The following is a 17,405-nucleotide window of genomic DNA, read 5'->3' as shown; positions in this document are numbered from 1 at the left end:
AATTTATCCTTTCTTTCTTTTTATGTAATTCTCATATGTGTCCCTACTGTTAACCCTTGCATTATATTCATATGATAGAATACTACCATCACTTCTTTCAACTGTTGACATAATAATAATACCACCAGGCATGGCTACTTGCGGATTCGAATGCTTGATTCCCTGTCTAGCAGTTCTTTCATCTGCGCCACTAAAATTTGGATCGTGATCCGTATGTGTGTGAATATAAGCTACTACAGTATCACCTTTATCACAACCAGGAACAGCTAAGGCATTCACATCTTCAGGATTATATGTTGTACCCACTTTTCCTACATAAAATTTTCTTTTTGAATCACAACACACCCTCACACCATATTCCCATTTTCCTAATTTTGCTTCATATTCCAACAACTCATTTAACAGTTTTTTATCATTTCCTGCGAATTCTTTTAATATTCTTATTCTTTCTTTATTTTTTTGAGACTCACTTTTTCGTTCATTAAATTTAGGCATCTTTTTTAAATTCGGGGGTTCATATCCAGCATCAAGAATTTTCTTATAGGAGTTATTCATGGCTTCCATTACGGATTTCAGTCCTGCTATTTTTGCTTCTTCTATAGAGTCATATGTTTGCCTCAACCCACAGATATCAATATTCATGACAGGGCAATTTGATACAAAACCGTATAAATTTTCCCCACCTTCTTCACCAACCGGATCCCTGGAAATCCATCTTCCATTCTGCGGATTGTAGTGCCGGTAGTTGTAGTAGATTAATCCTAAATCCTCGTCACAGTATTCACTGGAGTAGCGGAACGGCATTGACTGTGCCCATGAACCTTTCTTCGTCAACGTTTCTCCGTAGGGAGCATATTCAAACTGAGCCTGCTGGCTTCCGGATGCATCGAACAAAGAGCTTACATTTTTGAACAGGTCATGGGCTGCATAACGCGTAGACGCCACACTCCTATCTGCGTTATGTGTGCATATGGCAAGCACGCGTGTCGCCACTGGTTCCGAGGGATCCCATAACCATGTATCCAGCAAAGGAAGATTCGAAATATTTTGCGTGCTATCCATGCTTGCTACCAAAAGATATCCCATATACACAAATCTGGTAGACTTAGTCAAGTGGCCTCCATCATATTCCAGTTTTTCCATGCGCCGTCCAAGATAGTCATACACACATTCCACCTTTTTGCTTCCTTGTGTAAAGACCACTGGACGATTATCCGCATTATACTGGACAGCCCAGACTCCTGTGGAAGTTTTTACACTGGTCTGATTGCCATCAGTATCGTATGTAGGTGTGAAGATCATACCGGAATGTGCCGCGCTCTCATACAGGCTCAGTCTATTGCTATCATAAGAACTAGAAGCTCCACGTCTGACTGCGGCCACACGGTTACCGAGGTTGTCATAGGTATAGCTGAAAGAGCCACCGGGACTCATCATATCTTCCGCTAATTCTCCACGCGCATTGTAGCCATATGTATGACGGCGCGAAAGAGTGGAGGAGCCTACATAATCTTCCCGTATAGAGGGACGCTGCATATTGTCCCAGGTATAGGCATGCTTGATCATGGGCTCTATGGAAGTTCCTTTCACATAGGTCAGGGACGAAACCAATGGAAGATTGGCATGGAACTCCGTTTTTCGGATCATTTCATTCGGATAGGTTAGTTCGTTCAGCCAACCTGTATTTATATCATAGCCGTAAGTGAAGGATTTTCCATTAAGCGACACTACAGAAAGACGATCCAACGTATCATAACTCAATGAAACCTCCTGCACCGCCGTCCCATCCAGGGATAGTGCATAACCTGACGGACGCCCCAAAGAGTCACGCGAATAGGATAAGGTACTATCTACCAACCAATGGGAGGTTTCGGAGGCAACATCTTCAAAACCGGAGTATTCCATTCTCCTGGAGCCGGAAGCATCCTGTATTGTGGCTATACGGTCTCTCTCATCATAGGTAAGGGATACGGACGGAGTTCCATCACTATGTGTTATAGAGACTAATTTACCTATAACTTCATCATACCGGTAAACGGATTCCACGCCCCGGGACTGCCTTCGTGTTACAAGACGCTCCCATTCATCAAAACTATAAGAGGTCCTGGTACCGTCTGCATAAGTCTTATCCAATAAAAAACCGCTTACGTGATCATAGTTCCAGCGCGTCACATCGCCTCCGGACTCTGGAACCGTATCCAGAATCCCATCAGGGGAACGATACGTGTAAAGCGCCACAACATGATCGCGGTCATCATATTCCCACTTCATCGGCTGAACGGCACTTCCATATTGGCGAATCAACCGGTTGCGGGAATCATATTCATAATATTTCTTTTTACCATCCGGAGTAGTAACGCAACTGGGAAGCCCCGTTACACCATCATATGTAGTGACGGTTATCTCCCCATTTTGGTCTGTTCTCTGAATTTCTCTTCCAGAAAGGTCATACTCAATGACCATGTTTTTTCCACGCGCATCCTGAATGGTAAGCGTATTTCCGGAAGACCCATAAGTACGTTTGTACTTGGTAATAGTGCCATCCGTTTCCTTTTTCCGGACAATATCTCCATTTAGAACAACCGTCTCTTCCTCTTTATCACACCCATTCCTTCCCCTTAGAATACGGATATTCCCGCTCTCATTGTACGTTTTTTCCCAGGACCATCGTGCATAAACATCCTTATGTAGTGTCAGGGAAACCAAAGACGAACTTTTACGGGAAACCAGCTCATAAGTATCCTCAGTCAAATCGGAAGCATCCTGTCTGGGAAGAGTCTCACGGGAGACCTTGAATACCATCTGGGAGGCTTCCTGAGGAACTCCGGATGGCACCACAGATAAAAGATGAAAGTACGTTTCAAACAAGCGGTCTCCGGGAAGGGTCGCATCCTCTGTAGACCACGCCTTTCTGCTGAAGCGCAGATTGCCTAATTCATCATATTTGTACGTATAGTTGACGCTATCATCACCGATCCAATGCACTACCTGCCCTTTCTCATTATACATGGTGAGATTTCTCGTGCTGATACCATAACCCGTTTCAGGAGAAATAGTTGCTTTCTCTACCATTTTAAAACGTCCACCACCATCTTCTACGGTGCTTTCCACTCTTACCCGACAATCAGGATCCAAATGGGCATTTTTTCTGATCCCGACATCCTCATTCGCCTCATACGCATAATAACGTCCTTCCTGTCCCGTGCCGGATTCTTCCGCTACCAATCCCGACGGAAAAAGCCGGGTGGACAGGGTTGAACCAGTAAATGTAGTTTCTGTAGTCGTAAGACCGTCCGGAGAATAGGAATATGAAGTTAAACGCCCCAATTCATCAGTTCTTGAAATGATACGTCCCAATATATCATATTCATTTACTACATTGTTAATATGACTCCCCATGGAAGTAGTGATTGAAAGAATTCTTCCTGCGCCGTCATAGGTAAAATTCGTAACCGTATCGGGACAAGTAACCGTCATTTCATCACCATTCCAACTTTCTACAGGAACAGCAGCGTCCCGTTCCATGCGAACCAAACGCTTAACCCCATTATAAGTATACCGCGTTTGCAGCCCTCTTACATCCGTCTCCCACAAAGGACCGGCACAGCTCCACTCAGCAGAAGAATAAAGTCCGTTGGCATAATCCGTACGAATTACCCGGTGAGATTCATCATAAGTCATCTGTTTAAAATCAACAGAAACAAAATTTCCCAATACATGGACCAGATAATCCGTCGCTATTTCATTACCGTTTTCTGCATAATAATGAACGGTTCTCGTAGACTTTCCAGATACAATTCCATGCTCTCCTTGCAGTGTTTCCGTACATTTCCATAATGACTGATAATCAGAACACAGCGCATATTCATAATGAATTTCCGTTCCGTCAATTTCTTTTTTCTTTTTTATTTTCCCCTGTGCATAAACACAAGAAGGATGATTCACATACCATTCCGTTGATGCAGAATTGGTAGGTCTGGTCTGTCCACACCCGGTTTGAGAAGTTGTCTTTGATGCAGTCTCACCTGAATTTGAATAAACATTTGAAATAGCGTACATTTGTACCGTCTTTTCACCATTGCTCAAATTCGCAACTTCCCGTATCACCCGCCTGTCATTAAATTTCTCGGAAGAATAAGTATAACTAATTTTCTTCTGAATATCTCCATACCACGGCTCCGTCCGTTGAATCACGTTCCCGTTGGAATCATACTCCATCTCCACTACGGAACCGTCCGGGCGCGTTTCCCTGATGCGTTTGCCATAATTGGGGGAAGAAGGATCGCTGCCGTATCCGTACGTCCATGTCCTTTCCAGCGGGGTTTCATATCCTTCCGTGCGAGATAGAAGGACGTCTCCGTACAACCGGCGCTGGTACACTTCCTTTTCTGCGGAACACAGCACGGCGTTCTCGGTTCCCGCTACACCGCTGTATACATACTTGAATTTTTCCTTCTTGTCCGTGTAGTAGCCTCCCGCCACCATGGACTGTCCGTTAAGGTCCTTGGCTATCATGTTTTCATGGCCGTCCGCAGGGCGGCATCTGGTGACAATGCTGATAGCGTCATCTCCCTCGCCTTTCACCAGCGTCAGGTCGTCCGGGTAAAGGCCGGCACGCCATTCACTGATAAAACCGCCCGGTTCTTCAATGCGCAATGTCTTCAGCATCATCTGAGTCACCTCCGGATTTTCTTCATCCACGGCACGGGCGATCATCGTCTCCGTATCCGAGAACGTCCAGGACAGCTTCCACGTCTTGATGGGAACGGCTCCATTGCGGATGATATACATTCCGTCGTTGCGTCGTCCCTCCACGTCTGCGGCGGCATACCATTTGATGTTCTGCACATCGCTCAGGTCCAGCAATCCGTCCGCCTTGTTCCACACCTGTTTCAGCATGAACAGGGAAAGCGCATTGAACGCTTCTACCGCGCTGTTGGGCTCGTTATAGGCATCCTGCCGGACTACCTGAAGTTCCTCAGCCAATTCCGCGAAGGTGATTTTCACGCCGAGCGGCGTCACGATATGGTCAAATACGGCGGAATTGGGACGGAAGCGCATGGTCATGCCGCCTTCCTGAGCTTCTTCCAGATAGGAAATGCCATCCACGGTAACGCGCCGCATCCTGTCCTGGAACATCTGAGTACCGCCAAGCACCTCTGCCCCGGAAACATTTGGAGAGGCAAAGCTGTAATAGCGCGGAAACCCTTTTTCCGTCTTCACCACCGCCCGGGAAACGTCTTCCGGTTCTTCCGGACGGCTGATGGACGCATTGGTGGTTTCAGTCACTTCCAGACGGCGCTGGGAAATGTGTTCGTACTGAAAGGCGGTCCCCCAGCATAACCCGGCATCCATCATGTTCAGGTTCAGCATCAGGCGCCCTCCACTCAATTCCGGCCATTTGGGAAAACGGCCGAATTCAATGGAGAAGTCCACGCTGTTGTTGTCCGTACTTCCCGTACCGGAGTCGCCTTCGGAACACGGGCATGGGTATTCCGTCTCCGGCCCTATGGGAGTGACGGGGTACCAGGTATTGGGCCACGGCATCGGGGACGGTTCATCGTTGGAGGCGAATGTCACGGGATGGCTGGGCATTCCGCCGGGCTGTTCCGGAGCGGATAATTGATTATCAATTTCTTTCATTTTTTATTGTCATTGACGCATCTGCCGGAAATGAGGGAAACGCCGCCATGGATTTTCCCTGGCTTCATTCCCGACAGATGCTTTGGGTTAAGTTCAGGCGGCAGGCCGGCGATCCACGGAGACAGGACGGCTACAGATGGCGTTCCGCAGGCATCTCATGACGGAAAGGCGGACGGAACGCGCCACCTTGTCCTGATACCGCCGGCTCATGGATACCATGTCCATGTCCGCCAGGGATTCCGCAGACGGGAAAGACGTCCAGTTGTAATGTCCCCACAGGGGGCCTCCCGCACCACGTGTCCAGGCTCTGGCAAGCAGCGGCGCGCCATCCGGAAACAGGGCGGTAAAGGCCCCCAGGATAACGGCGCCTTCCGGACATTTCATCACGGAGGAGGATTGCTCCAGATGCTGGAGAATGGCCCTCAGCACAGCAGGCTTCAGGGCGTAAAGTTCATTGCACAGCAGGCCGGACCGCAGGCAGGTCCCGCACAGCCCCGCACCGGAACGGGCAAATTCCCTCAGGAAAGCGGCATTCAGAATGAGGTTGTCCGGTTTGGTGCGCACCAGCACATCATGTTCATGGCGCACCGCCTGAGCCATCAGCTCCAGAATGGCAGCTGCATGTTCGGAGGATGTCCCGGTCTTTTTCAGCACCTTCCACTCTACGGACATGTTCCGCAGCACTTCCTTCACGGTCTCCGGGCACCGTGCCCGGTCATCGTCCAGAACAATAACGGACGCTTCCGGAACGGCACGGCGGATGCCCTGCACGGCTTCCACCAGCAGAGGCGCGTTGTTTGCCTTGCAGGGGATGAAAAAAACAATCCCCGGCTGCTCCGCAGAAACAGGCTGCGGAGAATTTGATATGGATTCATTCATACAGATAATGGTTGAGTTGTAATGAAATGATGCTTTGCATCGGCGCCATTCTTTACTGCCACCCTGAATGAACACACGTTATTTCAATGGGCCTTGAGTGTTGATTTCAAGATTATTGAGCAATATCCACGATGGCAGGAATGCCCCTGTTCCCCCATCCATGGACACTTTCCCGCCATCCATGTTTTTTCAAATCCTTCCTTCAACAGAAAGAGGATGATTTCCTCTTCCCCTTTTCCCGGCACCACTTTCCTCTTCATCATATTAAACAGCCAAAAGATTGGCATTCCTATCCCAATGGGCCTCACTCCGGACGGAGCCCCCGCTCCTATTAAAAATACAAGGCCGGTTTAAATGACAGTCATCATGCCATTTAAACCGGCCTGTGTCAGCAGGATGTTCATCCCGGAGGGTGCCGGGCAGTACATCCGCCAATCCTGCCGCAAGATTTACCGCTTCATTTACCGGAATCCGCAGGAGCAGGGCCTTCCAGGACGGCCGTCGCGCCCCGTCTGGACGGAGGAGCCACTTCAAGGAATTTCTCTTTAACCATCTCGTGCTCGTTCTCCGGATGGTCAATCAGGGAGATCACACGGTCCACCGCCTCACACGCTTCCGGATGCATTTCTTCCTTGGCCTCTCTCACGGCGCTGCACGCCGTCCACCTGAATTCCTCCGTATGGGCGTCCGCCTGCTTCATGACGGGCGCCAGAATCATGCCTTGGTAAATGGTGGCGCCAATAATAACCACCAGGGCAATGCACCCGCATGTCAGCGCCCCTTTGGCGGAACCATAGGTCCTGTCATCACTCCTCTTTACCGCCACCGCCCCCAGAATAATGGCCAGGATGGCACAGAGAAGACCGGGAACAATGGCCACCCATCCCAGACATGGCAAAAAGGCGAGCAACGCTAAAAACAGTCCTACAATGCCCAGAATTAATGCAAGGATAGCTGAAACGGTATCGGGAACGGAACGGCGGGTATCCGAATAGTTTATTTTGTTCATCTTTCATTTTTTCATTGGATTTCCAGACACGGAAACATCCCAATGTTAAAGAAAGCGCGCAAAATCTGTCAAGGAACCTCCCTGTTGCCCCTTTTCCCTCGTTTCCGCCAAAAACATCGCCGCCATAGGTCACAACGACGGCCTGATACCTTTCAATGTGCTAAAAATAAATGCCATGATTACATCATCCACCAAACCGCCTCCCCTCTTTCACACCTTTTCCGGCATACCGTCTTTATGACAAAAAACGTATGACACAACCGTTCATCTACAGCCGTCAGATAATTATTTTCTCTGTTCCTTCCGCGGATTTTCCACTCCAGAGCACCAGTTCTCCTGTCTCAAGTGCATGCTCCTTTTCCGCCAGGACCATGCCAGATAAACCACGGCCGCTCCACCATTCAGCAACCCGAAGATGAACCAGAACGGAGCGCCCCGGTTCCATTCCCACGCGGCATGCACATCTCCACGGGCCATTTCCACATAACCGCGCGTCATGCCGCACAGTGGACATTCCCGGTGCGGCACGGCAACGGAATGCGCTATGGATTTCATCCCGTCCGGACTGACCACCAGGGCCAGAACGGACGGCACCAGCAACAGGCAGGACAGGATAGCCCACACAGGCAACCCTACCCTCCTGATTATCCAGTTATCACGGCATGAACGCCACGCAGGCCGCACGTCATTCATCGCCATACTTTCTTGGAAGCCTTCCTGCTCCTACAGCTCCTGGGAAACGTTTTCCTCATTCACCGGGGAGGAGCTCTCAGCATCCCGGAGCCTCTTCAACTGCTCCTGGTTCTGCTGCTCCAGCTGCTGGAGTTCCTTCTGGACCTCCTGCGCTTTCTTTTCCACATAATCCTGGTGCTTTTCCACATAAACGGCGGCGGTACTGGCCATCCAGGCCTGTACAATGCCAGCTCCGGCAGATACAGCCAAAGCAATGATGGCAACGACAAGGGCTCCCTTGGGAGAGCCTTTGCTCACGGCCACAATGCTCATGATCAGCGCAATAATGGCAAGCAGCACCGCAGGAACCAGGGCAATCCAGCCCAGGCAGGGGAAGAAGCCAATCAACGCCAGCACCAGGGCAATAATGCCAAGGACCAGAGCCGCCGTGCAGGAGGGGGAACCGCTGCAGCAGGGCGGCGGGGAGGAAGAATCAGGAGCATTCATCATATTATTCTTATGGAGTTCACGGAAGGTTCCCCTTTGGAACCTTCATCCTTTCCCATTACTGGAAGACAGCTTTCCTGTCAAGGTGCAAGCTCTGCCATTCCGGACATCCGGCTGTCATCTCACACGCCTTACAGCATCAGGTATCCCGCCGCCACGGCGGCTGTTCCCAGCGCGGCGCTGAGCAGCATCAGTTTCCTCTTCCTCCGGTTTCTCCACATCAGCAGGACACCGGTCACATAAAGCGCCGCCAAGGTAAGGGCGGCTCCATACCCCAGCACAGTAAACAACCATCCCGCCTTTCCCTTGTGGGCCAGCATCAGCTTGGGATAGATGCCGGGCTCCACCACCTCCGCCCGGAGGGAAGCGCCTTCCCTGAGAAATAAAACATGCGTATCCGTCATGGACCCCAGAATGTGGTTCCCCTTGAACGGCCTTACCTTCCCTCCCGGCAATACTACTCCGCGGCGTTCCAGCTCCCCGCAGGAATCCGCATAGGGCGCCTGGTCGGAAGCATTCAGCTCATACACGGCCACACGGGAAGTAAAATTCTGGTCCACCCCGCCCATGTACAACAGGCCTGTCACGGCATACACCATGATCATGGGCAGGAAAAACAGGCTCAGGACCAAGTGAAGGGAATGGGAGGACAGCGCTTTCATCGTCATTTCAGGAATCGTCTCATGATCCGTGCAGCAGGTCCGCCAGCCCGCGGCCCAGCTGCTCAATTTGCCCGGTCCGGTGGGCTGCCGTCACTGTAATGCGCAACCGGGCAGTTCCGCGCGGCACGGTGGGGTAGCGTATGGCAGGGGCCAGAAAACCCCTTTCCAGTAAAGCTTCCGATGCCGCCAGGGCGGCCTCGTTCTCACCGATCACTACCGGGAAAATGGAGGAAACAGGCCTGCCGGGCATTCCCAGCGCGGCGGACAGCGCATCCGCCAGCACGGAAACATGGCGGCGCAGCTCCTGCCCCTCCGCGCTGCGGATCACCTCCACCGCGGCCAGCGCGGCCGCAGCCAGCGCGGGAGGAGGGGCTGTGGAATAAATCAGGGACCGTGCGGAATTGACCATCACGTCCGCCCAGGCGCGGGAACAGGCCACATAGCCGCCGCTCACACCGGCTGCCTTGCTGAGGGTGCCCATCTGGAAATCTATCCGGGAGGAAACTCCCAGCTCCTCCCCCAGTCCGGCCCCGTGTTCCCCCAGCACGCCAAATCCATGCGCTTCATCCACCAGCAGCAGGGCGCCGAATTCATCTTTCAAGCGCACCATCTCCCGGAGGGGGGCCCGGTCCCCGTCCATGCTGAAAACGGATTCCGTCACCACCAGAATCCCGCGGGAAGGATTATTCTCCCGCAGGTACTCCAGCTTCTTCCTCAGGGACTTCATGTCATTATGCAGGAACGTGGCCAGGCGGGCGCCGGACAAACGCGCGCCGTCAATCAGGCTGGCATGGGACAGCTTGTCCATCAGCACCGTATCCTCCCGGTCCACAATAGAGGTAATCACCCCCAGGGAGGTGGCATAGCCGGAGGAAAAACTAATGGCTGCTTCCGTTCCCTTCAACGCCGCCAGCGCCTCCTCCAGCCGGGAATGCGTCCGGCGCGTTCCCGTCACCAGGCGGGACGCCATGGCCCCCGCACCGCCATCACGCGCTGCGCGGGAAAACGCCTCCGCCAGGGCCGGATGATGCGCCAGCCCCAGGTAATCATTGCTCGCCAGGTTGACCACCTCGCGCCCATCCTCCATGCGGGCCATGCCGCCGGGCAGGCACTCCACATTCCGCAAAACGCGCAGCAGCCCCGCGGACTTCAATTCTGATAAAAACTGTTCAGGATTCTTCATAAGCGTTCACGTTGCAGGAATGCCCATCATCCACGGCCAGGCTCAGCACCACATTATGGCCGCCCATGGACGCGGCGGATTTGACCAGCAGCCGTCTTCCCCGCAAAGGCAATTCCTCCGCAGCGGAAGCCCCGCCGCCGGGGGAACTCACCCATTCCGGATTGGGAGGCAGAACACCCTCCCTGGTAAAAGCCAGCATCAGGGCCAGCTCCAGAATGCCGCTGCCGCCAATGGCATGGCCCGTCCACGGCTTCATCATCCTTAAATCCGGCAAACAGCTTCCAAAAACCCGTTTCAGCGCGGCACGTTCGGAAGCGGCATTACCCGCCGTCCCGCTGGCATGGGGACACACGGTCAGGGGGACGCTCCCATCCCAATTCCGCAGGGCGCCCTCCAGCAGGGCGGCCATGCCCTTTCCATCCTCCGGCATTCCCAAAGGGCTGTAGGCATCGGAATTCACCAGATAATCCTTTACGTAAATACCGGGTTCGTCAGACATCTCCAGCGCTATGGCCGCTCCCCCCTCGGAAATGCACATGCCGTCGGCGCAGGGGCCATAGGGATCATTCACCCCGTTGCGGGAAAGCATGCCGGAGGCCCAGTACGTCCCCAGCAATTCCCGGCACAGGGGCAAATCCAGGCCAATCGCCAGTGCCCGCCCGGCAATCCCCTGCCGCATCAGCATGGCGGCCATGCCCACAGCATCCAGCCCGGCGGCACATCCGCTCGCCAGCACGTGATAAGGCCCGTGAATGCCCATTTCAATGCTGACGCAGGAAGCAAGCTCGCTGTGCAGGGAATTGGGAACCGCCAGAATCTTCATGGCCCGCCGCCCGGGCCACGGGCTCAGCCAGCCGGAGGCATTCCCGCGGGAACTCCCCACAATCAGGGCCGCGTCTTTCAGTTCCTCCCCACTCCACCCGGCTTCCTCCACAGCCTGCCGCGCCAGCAGCAATGCCAGTTGGGATGCGGGGCCGTTCCTGCGGCTGCATAAAAGTTTCCTGTCCGGAATCCATCCGCTCAACACCTCCGCCCAGGGATGGCCCTCTCCCCACAATTCCCGCAACGGCCTCAATACCCTGCGCCCCTTCCTTACCCCGTCCAGATGGGCTGCCGCCCCCATGCCAAACCCGGAAGCCAGCCCCAGGCCGCAAACCCGCGGCTCCGGACTCCCGTGACTTTTACCCCCCTCAATCATGTCGACGGCCAGGCTACCTCCGCGCCGGGGCAAACTCAAGCCTGCGGTACGTCAGGAACAGAACGGAAATACGGCACCGCTGGCGCCTTGCAACAAAGCCTCCTCCTGTGGCAATCTGGCCTCATGACCCTTCAGGCCTCCGGATTCTTCTCTCTCCTCTTTACCGTCTTTTGCCTCCCCGCGTTCTGCTCCCCCGCCGCACAGCCGGAATTCCACGCGGCAGACTGGGCGGTACTCCGCTCTCCCCGGAATGACCAGCGGCACGTTTCCTCCCGGGGAATCGTGCAAACAATGCTGGAGGGCATCCGCCCGGCGTGCGGGTTTTCCCCGGAGATGGCCCCGGAAGCCTTCCCCGCCTGGCGGGACAAAGTTCGGGAAGCCATGAAAAAGCTGATGAAATTTCCCCTTCATGCCCACCTCCCGGCGCCCGTCCTCGTTGAAGCCGTACAGAGGGACCGCTACCGGGCAGAAAAATGGGAAGCCTACCCCTTCCCGGGAGCCGCCGTACCGTTTCTGGTACTCATCCCGGATGCGGCTTCAGCAGAAAACCCGGTTCCCGTGGTTTTCTGCATCCCCGGTTCCGATCAAACCAAGGAAGAACTGGCTGCGGAAACATCCACAGACCTCTCGCAGCCTCCCGTGGAGCAGCCGGGAAACAACGCCATGGCGTACCACTATGTGAAGCAGGGCTGGGCGGCCGTTGTGGTAGATAATGCCGGGACGGGAGAGGAGGGAGACGCCGAGCACGCCGCAGGCCGTTCCTCCCACGATTATGAAAACCTGGCCCGTTTCCTGCTGGAAATGGGCTGGAGCTGGCTGGGCTACACCTCCTACACGGACCAATGCATTCTGGACTGGGTAAAAACACGCCCCTGGGCACAGAAAAACCGCATCATCCTGAGCGGCTTCTCCCTGGGCACGGAACCCATGATGGTGCTGGGCATCCTGAATCCGGACATCTTTGCATTTGTGTATAATGACTTCCTGTGCCGCACCCTGGAACGCGCCAAAGTCATGACCGTGCCGGACAACAGGGGCGTGCGCTCCGCGCCCAACTCCATCCGCCACCTCATACCGGGATTCTGGCAGCAATTTGACTTTCCGGACATTGTGGCCGCTCTTGCCCCCCGCCCCGTCATCTGCACGGAAGGAGGGCTGGACAGGGATTTCAAACTCATTTCCGGCGCCTACCGTATGGCCGGGGCTCCGGAGCATTTCCAATACCGCCACCAGCCCAAATTTGCGGATGCGGGCCGCCGCTGGCAGGGCAGCCGCCTGCCGGCAGGGCTGGACCGGAACGCCTTTTTCCGCCTCGCCAATGTGGATCCCCGCAACCACTTCTTTAAAAAAGACCTCGTCATTCCCTGGATCAAGAGCCTTTTGAGCAAGGAACAAAAATAGAAGGGGGCCATTCCGGCCTGAACGCCATACGGGCCGGAGCAGCCGGAACACGGCTTCCCTGCCGTTACGGATGCAGGGACATTCTGCGGTACATTTTCAGGCAGAGACGGCCCAGTTTCCCGAAAAAGCCAACGACCGCCCGGGCTCCCCTGTTGACGTCCACCATCTTGAATAAATAGCGCCGTACGGAATCCACGAGAGAACAGGCCAGATAAACCGCCACAGCCATCGCAACCACCTTCACCACCATCATCACGGGGGAGGAAGACGCGCATTTGCCGAACAGATCCCATAAAAACAATCTGCCCAGCAAAAGGTTGCAATGGATCACATAAACACTGAACGAGGCCGCCGCCAGCCATGAAATACAGGCAATCGCCCTGCGGGAGGAAAAACGCATGCGGGAAAAAATCAGGAACAGGGAAACCGCCGTCCCTACAATGAACGGAGAATTATAGGCAATGAACATCCCGCCTCCCCTCACCTGGCCAATTACGAGAGGGGATACCACGTCAAGAATCATCTTGAACGACCAGACAAAAAAGACGCATCCGGCATAAAGCGCCCACAGCGTGCCCGTCTTCATCCCTGTAAAAAAGCCATACTTCTTGATATACATACCCAGCATATAGAGAATGCCCAGCCACCAGACGGAATACCCCCCGCTTACAGGAAACACATCCTTGTGAATCAGGGTAGGAATTACGGAAAACAGAACCAGTACGGTGACAAGGAGATATTGAAACTGTAGTTTGGTAAGCTGGCGCCCCAGGACATTAAGAAACGGAATAAAGAAAAACAGCCCCACATACGCCGTCACGTACCAGTACTGGCCCGTCAAAACAGGGAAAAACGAGCTCAAAATACTTTCAAGATGAACCGCCTGGGGTAGAAACAGCATCGCCAGCGCCAGACTGCCTGCCGTATAAAAAATCACCTGGAACCATAAAGTGACCACACGTTCATACTTGAATGATCCCTCACAGCACACATACCCCGTAATCAGCGCATAGCAGTTCACCCCGCAATAAGCCGCGATCTCCAGCAACCATCCCACCCTGTGAAGGGCGGAATCATAATTCTCCAGCGGCAAAACATGAGTAGCCCCCACAAGATGAAGAATTAAAACCATCATCATGGCGGCAATGCGCAAAGCGTCTATTCCATAATTTCTCGACAGGGGAATATCCAAACCAACATACGAAGGAGGGTTTTCTTTTCCTTGATTATCAGCCGCAGGCAAGCTCATAAGGGCATTTCAGCGGATTTCTTATCCGAATAAAAGCTATAAATTTAAGAAAAAACGTTTAATGTAAATTCCTCCTGCTGTTTCTGTGTGCCGCACGTCCGGGGAAGAGGGCCTTACGGCATTCATGCATGCCCTTCCTCCACAATCAAAGGCCGGATATGGCAAGGCACGGGCATCCGCCTGGCGGACGGACGGAATGCGCGGCAGGAAGTCTGAAAAGCAGGCGTTTCCGAAGACGGACGAACTTACTCCTTATTCCCGGACCACGAAGCCATAAGGGACCGCAGGAAGGGAAATGCACCACGGGCAGGCAGGTAGCCTCCAACCTGGAATGAAGATTTCCCGGGCCCCATGGTTAAACACCCTCTGAAGCGCAGCGGAGGGAATTGATCCCTTCATCCCTTTCCGTATCCTGCGCCCATTTTCCCAGCTTCCGGACACGTGGCGGATAAGAAATCCGCAACTCATCATCAGACAATCCGGCTGTCCAGATCAAACGCCTGGCCGGAAACCGCCGTGAGAATTTCCTGCAAAAACAGCAGGAATGCCGCGGCCTTTTCCGGCGTATTAAACCTGCCCAGCACATGCCGGGATAAAGCCGCCTCCTTCACACTCTCCCTCAGCCCCGCGGTCATCTCCGTCAGCATGAACCCCGGCAGCACCAGGTTCACGCGGATTCCTTCCCTTCCCCATTCCCGCGCCAGGCTCTTCACCAACCCTTCCAGGGCGGACTTGGAAGCGGCATAAGCCGCCTGGGAGGGCGACGGGCGAAGCGCCGCATAGGAACCGATCATCACCACCTGCCCTTCCCGTTTCTCCCGTATCATAGCTGCGGCGGCACAGCGGGCGCACCAGGCGGCTCCTGTCACATTCACGTTCATCACCTCGTCCCATTCCTTCTCCGTCTGTTTCAGGAATGGCCTGTCCCTGGTGATTCCGGCGGCGCAGACCGCCAGATCATAGGCGGGATGCCCGTCAAACCAGCGGCGCACGGCGGAGCGGTCCTCCACATCCAGCTCCGCATGGGACGGCGCATCCGCCTCCCAGCCGGCAGCGGTAAAGCATTCCACGGCGGCCCGCGCCAAACCGCCGTGACCGCCGCTGATGAACAACCTTCCCATACCGGAATCTTTCCAGAACCATCAGAGCCTCACTTGGGGTCCACCCACCGTCCGTATTCCTTGATCAGGTCCACCAGCCGCTCCACGGCCTCCTCCTGGGGAATGTTGAACTTGACGGGGGTATGCTTCACGTACAGGTTGATCTTGTTCGGAGCGCCGCCCACATAGCCGAAATCGGCATCCGCCATTTCACCGGGCCCGTTCACAATGCACCCCATCACGGCAATCTTCACGCCCTTCAAATGCTCCGTGGCTTTCCGGATGCGGGCGGTAGCCTCCTGAATATTGTAGAGGGTGCGCCCGCAGGACGGGCAGGAAACATAATCCGCCCGGGTCAGGCGCGTTCCGGTAGCCTGTAAAATATTGAATCCCAGGAAGGAAGCCAGCCGCGGATCGGACTCTCCCTGAATCAGCAGCGCATCCCCAATGCCGTCGCTCAGCAGGGAGCCGATATTGCGCGCAGCCACCAGCGGCACGTCTTCATCGGAAACGGAACCGGGAACCAGCGTATCCTTCAGCAGAACCAGGTGCCTGTCTTCAATGCGGGACGCCAGCAGGCGGAAGGCATAAACGGGTTCCATGTCCAGGCCGTTCTTCACGGTGACAATGGACGGCTCCGCCAATTCTTTTAGCGGCTCAAGGTCATCGTCGCGCCGGGGGTCCACCTCAATGGCATCCAGCTGGCCATAAGCCAGTTCCGGCATCATGTCCCCCATCGCCTCCCGTTCCGTCTGAAGGGAGTAAAACCCGGCATCCGGCACAACCACCCGCACGGGCTGGTCCCAGCCCAGGCGCACGCCGTAGCACATCGCCAATCCCCCCTGCCTTTTGGAAAACTTCAGGGGATCGAACCCCAGTTCAGGTTCAGGAAAGGAAGAAGGAGGATCATCGGAACGTTCCGACGGCTGGAACGGATTGGACAGGCGGTAGGCCACCGGCACTTCCCGCACGGCGTCCTCCGTCAGGGAGACGCGCAGGGTATCCCCAATGCCGTCCATCAGCAGGGAACCGATGCCCACGGCGCTCTTGATGCGTCCATCCTCGCCCCCTCCGGCTTCCGTCACCCCCAGATGAATGGGATAATTCCAGTCCGGGCCCAGCGCATTCAGGCGCTCCACCAGCAGGCGGTAGGCGGCCACCATCACCTTCACGTTGGAGGCCTTCATGGAAAACACCAGGGAATGGTAATCCAGGTCGCGGGCAATCCGGGCAAACTCAATCGCGCTCTCCACCATCCCCTCCGGGGTATCTCCAAAACGGTTCAAAATGCGGTCGGACAGGGAACCGTGATTGGACCCGATGCGCATGGCACGCCCATGTTCCCGGCAAAACAGCACCAGGGGAGTAAACTCCTCCCGCAGGCGTTCCAGCTCCTCGTTATATTCCGCGTCCGAATATTCCCGCACTTCAAACTTCTTCTTGTCGATGAAATTGCCGGGATTAATGCGTATCTTCTCCACCCATTTGGCGGCCTCCATCGCGGCATCCGGCTTGAAATGAATATCCGCCACCAGCGGCACATGACAGCCCGCGGCGCGCAATTCACGGGATATGTTTTCCAGATTGGCGGCATACGCCTTGGTCTGGGCCGTCAGGCGGATAATCTCGCACCCGGCGGCGGCCAGTTCCAGAGCCTCCTTCACGCAGGCGTCCGTATCCCGCGTATCAGACGTCAGCATGGACTGGACCCGGATGGGATTGGACCCGCCCACCCCCACATTCCCCACCATGACCTCCCGGGTCACGCGGCGCGTATATCGATAAGGACTCGGACAATAGGAAGACTGCATGCAACCACTCTACCGCGCCGCGCCGCGCTGTCAACCATCCTTCAAAACAGAACATCTCTTCACCACGCCCGGTAAAAGCGGAAAAACCGGT

The 17,405-nt window shown here is 54.6% G+C and carries 12 protein-coding genes; 1 reads left to right on the top strand and 11 read right to left on the bottom strand.

Annotation, left to right across the window (positions count from 1 at the left end):
- Positions 1-3 precede the first annotated feature (3 nt).
- From ABGM91_RS07250 to ABGM91_RS07215, 8 genes are all read right to left on the bottom strand, one after another.
- On the bottom strand, positions 4-5,643 hold the full coding sequence (locus ABGM91_RS07250) for an RHS repeat-associated core domain-containing protein (RefSeq protein ID WP_354830920.1): 5,640 nt from the start codon (positions 5,641-5,643) through the stop codon (positions 4-6).
- A 93-nt stretch (positions 5,644-5,736) separates the two neighbouring features.
- Entirely contained in the window at positions 5,737-6,522 is a 786-nt protein-coding gene (locus tag ABGM91_RS07245) for a hypothetical protein (protein WP_354830918.1), read from the bottom strand.
- 457 nt (positions 6,523-6,979) lie between these two features.
- Entirely contained in the window at positions 6,980-7,531 is a 552-nt protein-coding gene (locus ABGM91_RS07240) for a DUF4190 domain-containing protein (RefSeq protein ID WP_354830916.1), read from the bottom strand.
- 285 nt (positions 7,532-7,816) lie between these two features.
- Positions 7,817-8,230 (bottom strand): DUF2752 domain-containing protein, encoded by a 414-nt coding sequence (locus tag ABGM91_RS07235; RefSeq protein ID WP_354830914.1) that lies wholly within the window; start codon positions 8,228-8,230, stop codon positions 7,817-7,819.
- 24 nt (positions 8,231-8,254) lie between these two features.
- Entirely contained in the window at positions 8,255-8,713 is a 459-nt protein-coding gene (locus ABGM91_RS07230; protein ID WP_354830912.1) for a hypothetical protein, read from the bottom strand.
- Between the two features lie 128 nt (positions 8,714-8,841).
- The gene (locus tag ABGM91_RS07225) at positions 8,842-9,372 is read right to left on the bottom strand and encodes a hypothetical protein (RefSeq protein ID WP_354830909.1); all 531 of its coding nucleotides are present in this window, start codon (positions 9,370-9,372) and stop codon (positions 8,842-8,844) included.
- Positions 9,373-9,391: 19 nt separating this feature from the next.
- The gene (locus ABGM91_RS07220; RefSeq protein WP_215429825.1) at positions 9,392-10,555 is read right to left on the bottom strand and encodes an 8-amino-7-oxononanoate synthase; all 1,164 of its coding nucleotides are present in this window, start codon (positions 10,553-10,555) and stop codon (positions 9,392-9,394) included.
- Entirely contained in the window at positions 10,542-11,792 is a 1,251-nt protein-coding gene (locus ABGM91_RS07215; RefSeq protein ID WP_354830905.1) for a beta-ketoacyl synthase N-terminal-like domain-containing protein, read from the bottom strand. The genes ABGM91_RS07220 and ABGM91_RS07215 overlap by 14 nt, the downstream gene beginning before the upstream one ends.
- Before the next feature lie 84 nt (positions 11,793-11,876).
- On the opposite strand from ABGM91_RS07215, the gene ABGM91_RS07210 reads away from it, so the two are divergent.
- Positions 11,877-13,154 carry an alpha/beta hydrolase family protein gene (locus ABGM91_RS07210; RefSeq protein ID WP_354830902.1) on the top strand — a complete coding sequence of 426 codons (1,278 nt, stop codon included), beginning with the start codon at positions 11,877-11,879 and terminating at the stop codon, positions 13,152-13,154.
- 64 nt (positions 13,155-13,218) lie between these two features.
- Here the strand turns inward: ABGM91_RS07210 and ABGM91_RS07205 are convergent, their stop codons facing one another.
- The 3 genes from ABGM91_RS07205 to ispG all read right to left on the bottom strand — a co-directional run bounded on the left by ABGM91_RS07205 (position 13,219) and on the right by ispG (position 17,314).
- Positions 13,219-14,403 (bottom strand): acyltransferase, encoded by a 1,185-nt coding sequence (locus ABGM91_RS07205; RefSeq protein ID WP_354830899.1) that lies wholly within the window; start codon positions 14,401-14,403, stop codon positions 13,219-13,221.
- Positions 14,404-14,873: 470 nt separating this feature from the next.
- Complete coding sequence (locus ABGM91_RS07200) at positions 14,874-15,524, bottom strand: SDR family oxidoreductase (protein ID WP_354830896.1); 651 nt, start codon at positions 15,522-15,524, stop codon at positions 14,874-14,876.
- 29 nt (positions 15,525-15,553) lie between these two features.
- Complete coding sequence (ispG, locus tag ABGM91_RS07195; protein ID WP_354830894.1) at positions 15,554-17,314, bottom strand: (E)-4-hydroxy-3-methylbut-2-enyl-diphosphate synthase; 1,761 nt, start codon at positions 17,312-17,314, stop codon at positions 15,554-15,556.
- Between the last annotated feature and the right edge of the window lie 91 nt (positions 17,315-17,405).

This window comes from Akkermansia muciniphila (genome assembly GCF_040616545.1).
GTDB lineage: Bacteria > Verrucomicrobiota > Verrucomicrobiia > Verrucomicrobiales > Akkermansiaceae > Akkermansia > Akkermansia muciniphila_E.
Note: the sequence above shows the minus strand (reverse complement) of the source record. Positions and strands in the feature narration are given on the sequence as shown.